A 4,793-nucleotide genomic window follows, 5' to 3' on the forward strand; every position below is an offset into this window, starting at 1 on the left:
ATAGAAATCGGGCTCGGGGTGGCTGAGCTCGCGATGACCATGCGGCGGGACATCGCCGCAGGAATGTTCATTGGGATCGATGAGTGGCCCCAGTGCCTTGACGCCTTCGAGCCATGGATCGAGGTCCAGCCGAAGCTCCCTGGTCACGGCGAGATCGGGGCGCTGGCCGGTCGCGGCGATGATCCGGTCAACGGGACCAACGTTGCGCAATCCGTCCTTTGTCTGGCCTTCGACGACGAGGCGGCCGTCGACCTCGCGAATGGCAAGTGTGGCAAAGCCCGTCACCAGTCGGATGCGGCCGCTCTCGGCGAGGTGCCGGACATCCGAACCGAGCTCGCCCCGCGCCGGCAGGGCGTCGGCATCGCCGCCGCCATAGATGCGGACAAGGTCGGTGCTGCGCGTCACCCATAGCGCCGAGGTGCCCGGCTCGGTTTCCGCAAGCCTGTCCAGTTCCAGCAAGGCGTTGGCGGCGGAATGGCCGGCGCCCACCAATGTCGTGCGGCCCGCATAGAGATGACGGTCGCGTCCGAGGACATCCGGTATGCCGTAGGCGATGCGGTCTCCAAATTCCCTCTCGCCTTCGGCCGGCAAGCCGCCCGCGCCAAGCGGGTTCGGCGTTTGCCAGGTGCCGGACGCATCGATCACGGCCCGGGCGCTGTCCCGGCGCGTGCCTTCCGTGGTTTCGACCAGAAGCATGAACGGCCGCGTCTCCCGCGCCTTGCTCAGAACCTTGTCGGCGCCCCACCGGGAAATGGCGACAACGCGGGCGTCGGTCTCGATCGACGGCGCCAGCTCGGGAAGCTTTGCGAGCGGCGCGAGATACTGGTCGACGATCTCGTCCGCCGTGGGAAACGCCTCAGGTTCGGGCATTTGCCAGCCGTGGCTCTCGAGAAGTTTTCGCGCGACCGCATCGACGCAATAGCGCCACGGCGTGAAGACCCGCACATGACCCCAATCCAGAAGGTTCGACCCGACCGAGGATCCGGCCTCGTAAACCTTGACCGGAAGTCCGCGGCTGACAAGTTGGGCCGCTGCGGCCAAGCCGACAGGTCCGCCACCGATGATGGCGACCGGGAGATTGCTATTGGAAACCATCACATACCTTCTATGCTTCTAGGATTATCGAAATACAGACCAAAAAAAAGTTACGCAGCCGCCTCGCCGACAGCCGGGCCGTATGCGGCATCGGCACAACATTCGTCGGCAAGAAAACCGAGCAGATCGTTCATGACGGGGTAATTGGCACGGCAGATCAAGGTCGTTGCCTGGCGCTCCTGGGTGACCAGGCCGGTCAGGATAAGCCGGTGGAGATGATGCGACAGGGTCGACGCAGCGATGCCGAGGGTTTCCTGCAGATAACCGACCGGGCGCCCGGTTTCGCCTGCCCTCACCAGCGTGCGAAAAAGGTTGAGCCGCGTCGGATTGCCGAGCGCTTCGAGCTGTTTTGCTGCTTGTTCGAGTTTCATGGAAATGAGGTAGCGCCGAGACAACGCCGCGTCAATACTTATTTCGAAAATTCTCGAATTAGTCGTATACCGGTATCCATCCCCAGCCGCTTGTGAGACCGATCAGGATGACCCCTCAAATCGACCGCTGTTGACCCGCTTGGCGACCTCTTCGGCGCTTTCGACGCGCACGGAATACCGGTCCGTGAGATAGGCGGACCGATCGCGCAGGAGCAGCGTGAACTTCATCAGCTCCTCCATCACATCGACGATCCTGTTGTAGTAGGGGGACGGCTTCATGCGGCCGGCCTCGTCGAACTCGTTGAACGCCTTGGCCACCGACGACTGGTTGGGGATGGTGACCATCCGCATCCAGCGGCCGAGGATGCGAAGCTGGTTGACTGCGTTAAAACTCTGCGAGCCGCCGGAAACCTGCATCACCGCGAGCGTACGGCCTTGCGTCGTCCTGACGCCGCCGGCCGAGAGCGGCAGCCAATCGATCTGCGCCTTCATCACTCCCGTCATCGAACCATGCCGCTCGGGCGAGCACCAGACCTGCGCTTCCGACCAGATCGACAGGTTTCGCAGCTCCTGGACTTTGGGATGGTCGGCCGACGTCGAATCCGGCAGCGGCAGGCCAGAAGGATTGTAGATGCGCACCTCGGCGCCCAGGCGACGCAAAATGCGGGCGGCCTCCTCCGTCGCCAGCCGGGAGTAGGACCGCTCGCGCAGCGAGCCGTAGAGCATCAGCACGCGAGGCTTGTGGATCGACCGCGGCACGTCGAGCAGCGCCTGCAGGTCGATCGGCCGGAACTGGTCTTCGTCCACGTTCGGCAGGGAGTCTTCGGGTATCCGGTCAGGCAACGCGCTTACCCTCGGCGTCGATGACGACTTCGCCGTCTTCCTTGGTGAACGGCCCGATATCCGGATTGGGCAGGATGTCGAGAACAGCTTCGGACGGCCGTGCAAGCATGGTGCCGAGCGGCGTCACCACGATCGGCCGGTTGATCAGGATCGGCTGCGCCAGCATGAAATCGACGATCTCGTCGTCGGTCCATCTGGGGTCGCCGAGATTGAGTTCGGCGTAGGGCGTACCCTTCTCGCGCAGCAATTCGCGCGGCGTCATCCCCATCGCCTTGATGAGCTCGACCAGCCGTTCTCGCGACGGCGGGTTTTTCAGATACTCGATCACCTCAGGCTCTTCGCCGGACTGCCTGATGATGGCGAGCGTGTTGCGCGAGGTGCCGCAGCCGGGGTTGTGGTAGATGGTGATTGGTCATTTCGCGGCTCTCATCTGTCTGATTGGTTTAGGCTCACCGAGCAGCCATCCTGCCAAGGCCATGGCAAGCAGCGCGCCCAGCAGCTCGGCGAGGATGAAACCCGGCAGGTCAACTGGACGGATGCCCGCGAAGGTGTTTGAAACCGCCCGCGCGATGGCGACTGCCGGATTGGCAAACGAGGTCGAGGCCGTGAACCAATAGGCCGCAGTGATGTAGAGGCCAACCAGCCAGGGGATAGACTCCGAACGGAAGCGAAGGCCCGCAAGAATGGTGAAAACCAGACCGAAGGCGGCCACCAGCTCCGCGATCCATTGCCCGTTTCCGGTCCGCACGGTTTGGGAGATCTGAAGGATCGGCAGTTCGAACATGGCGTGCGCCAGCAACGTCCCGGCGACGCCGCCGACAATCTGGGCGATGACATAGGCCAACGCCGCGTTTGCATCGATTTCGCGCCGGAGGGCAAAAACCAGCGTCACCGCCGGATTGAAATGCGCCCCGGAAATCGGCCCGAGTATGGTGATCAGCACCACCAGGATCGCTCCGGTCGGCAATGTGTTGCCGAGCAAGGCGAGACCCACATCATTCGTCAGCCTGTCGGCCATGATCCCGGACCCGACGACCGTCGCGACGAGCATCGCCGTGCCGAGCGCCTCCGCGACAATGCGACGGGGCAGGTCAGCCGCCATGATCTAGCCGGCCTTCGGAAGATCGCGGCCAATTTCATCCAGCCGTTTCTGCAGGGCGAGCTTGTCGATCGTGTTCATCGGCAGACTGACGAAAATCGAGATCCGGTTGTTGAGCATGCGGTAGGCTTCGGCGAAGGCCAGGTGTTTTTCGGCGTCCGTGCCTTCCACGGCAGCCGGGTCGGGCACGCCCCAATGCGCCGTCATCGGCTGTCCCGGCCAGACCGGGCACGATTCATTGGCCGCGTTGTCGCAGACGGTGAAAACGAAATTCATCTCAGGCGCGCCGGGAGCCGCGAATTCCTGCCAGTCTTTCGAACGGGCGAAGGACGTGTCGTGGTTGAGGGTTTTCAAAAGCTGGAGCGCGTAGGGATGGACCTCTCCCTTCGGGTGCGATCCGGCCGAATAGGCCCTGAACTTGCCGGCACCGACACGGTCCAGGATCGCCTCGGCGAGGATCGACCGTGCCGAATTGCCGGTGCACAGGAAAAGAACGTTGTATGGCTCACTCATGGCGTCCCTTCTAACAGTTGCAAGTCACCGCCTGGATGACCGGCTGACAAAGCTCCGGCGCGCCGTTGCAGCAATCCTCCATGAGATAGGCAAGCAGATCGCGGAAGCCGGTCATGTCGGCGACGTAGCGGATTGTCCGGCCGTCGCGCTCGGCGCGCACCAGGCCGGCATGGTCGAGAACCTTCAGATGGGCGGACATTGTGTTCTGCACCGTACCGAGGCGCGAGGCGATCTCGCCGGCAGGCATGCCGTCTGCGCCCGCCCGGACCAGCAGGCGAAACACCTCGAGCCTGGTGTCCTGACCAAGCGCTGCCAATGCGAGAAGAGCGGTGTTCTTATCCATGTATCCTAGAATCCGGAATTATGGATGTATATGGCCGGCATATGACAGTGAGATGACCATTGAAAGTCGAAAATCGTCGCCGGATGCGGGCTGCAATGGTCCGCATCCGACTCTCGGCCAAGGCGGGCCTGTTTATGCCGACGCCCTAATCCAGCTTGAATGTGAAAGGTGCCGCAACGGATGTACCCGCTTTTTCCGGCGGCGGCGCTGGCACTTTGGCACCCTGTAATGCGTCGAGCGCCGCGCGATCGAGGTCCGGATAGCCGGAGGAACGAGCCAGCCGGGCGGATAGAACGCGGCCGGATCCGTCGACCGTAAAGGTCACTCGAGGACTACCTTCCTCGCGCCGGGCCTTCGCGGCCCTCGGATAACGCGTGTGTCGCCTGATCCAGGCATGCAACTGCGAGCTCCACTTGGACGAGCTCACGCCGGATCTCGAAGCCGCCGCCTTGGCCGATTTCGGTGCGGCCGCCCTGGCTACCGGTTTCGCAGCCGGTGCGGCTCTCTCTTTTTTCGGGCGCTGTCTGGC

At 63.1% G+C, this 4,793-nt stretch carries 8 protein-coding genes; all 8 read right to left on the reverse strand.

Annotated features, from left to right (window positions below):
• A partial coding sequence (locus tag E5W87_RS33975) for an NAD(P)-binding protein (protein ID WP_292407861.1) occupies positions 1-1,095 on the reverse strand: 1,095 nt, incomplete at its 3' end.
• Between the two features lie 50 nt (positions 1,096-1,145).
• A complete protein-coding gene (locus E5W87_RS33980; RefSeq protein WP_292407864.1) occupies positions 1,146-1,466 on the reverse strand; it encodes a helix-turn-helix transcriptional regulator in 321 nt (106 codons plus the stop codon).
• Between the two features lie 102 nt (positions 1,467-1,568).
• Positions 1,569-2,297, reverse strand: a complete 729-nt coding sequence (gene arsH, locus E5W87_RS33985) for an arsenical resistance protein ArsH (RefSeq protein WP_292407878.1) — start codon at positions 2,295-2,297, stop codon at positions 1,569-1,571.
• Positions 2,298-2,301: 4 nt separating this feature from the next.
• The gene (gene arsC, locus E5W87_RS33990) at positions 2,302-2,718 is read right to left on the reverse strand and encodes an arsenate reductase (glutaredoxin) (RefSeq protein ID WP_292407882.1); all 417 of its coding nucleotides are present in this window, start codon (positions 2,716-2,718) and stop codon (positions 2,302-2,304) included.
• Positions 2,719-2,721: 3 nt separating this feature from the next.
• The gene (locus E5W87_RS33995; RefSeq protein ID WP_292407867.1) at positions 2,722-3,411 is read right to left on the reverse strand and encodes an MIP/aquaporin family protein; all 690 of its coding nucleotides are present in this window, start codon (positions 3,409-3,411) and stop codon (positions 2,722-2,724) included.
• A gap of 3 nt (positions 3,412-3,414) precedes the next feature.
• Positions 3,415-3,921: an arsenate reductase ArsC gene (locus E5W87_RS34000; protein ID WP_292407870.1), complete on the reverse strand. Its 507-nt coding sequence runs from the start codon at positions 3,919-3,921 to the stop codon at positions 3,415-3,417.
• A gap of 10 nt (positions 3,922-3,931) precedes the next feature.
• The gene (locus E5W87_RS34005; protein ID WP_292407873.1) at positions 3,932-4,264 is read right to left on the reverse strand and encodes a helix-turn-helix transcriptional regulator; all 333 of its coding nucleotides are present in this window, start codon (positions 4,262-4,264) and stop codon (positions 3,932-3,934) included.
• A gap of 145 nt (positions 4,265-4,409) precedes the next feature.
• Positions 4,410-4,691, reverse strand: coding sequence for an energy transducer TonB (locus tag E5W87_RS34010; RefSeq protein ID WP_367118907.1), 282 nt, complete (start codon positions 4,689-4,691; stop codon positions 4,410-4,412).
• Positions 4,692-4,793 lie beyond the last annotated feature (102 nt).

The organism is Mesorhizobium sp., assembly GCF_004962925.1.
In the GTDB taxonomy this organism is placed as follows: domain Bacteria; phylum Pseudomonadota; class Alphaproteobacteria; order Rhizobiales; family Rhizobiaceae; genus Mesorhizobium.

Excerpts from the sequence above, each read along its gene's own strand:
- E5W87_RS33980 (WP_292407864.1), bottom strand. The coding sequence starts at position 1,466 with ATGAAACTCGAACAAGCAGCAAAACAGCTCGAAGCGCTCGGCAATCCG.
- E5W87_RS33995 (WP_292407867.1), bottom strand. The coding sequence starts at position 3,411 with ATGGCGGCTGACCTGCCCCGTCGCATTGTCGCGGAGGCGCTCGGCACG.
- E5W87_RS34000 (WP_292407870.1), bottom strand. The coding sequence starts at position 3,921 with ATGAGTGAGCCATACAACGTTCTTTTCCTGTGCACCGGCAATTCGGCA.
- E5W87_RS34005 (WP_292407873.1), bottom strand. The coding sequence starts at position 4,264 with ATGGATAAGAACACCGCTCTTCTCGCATTGGCAGCGCTTGGTCAGGAC.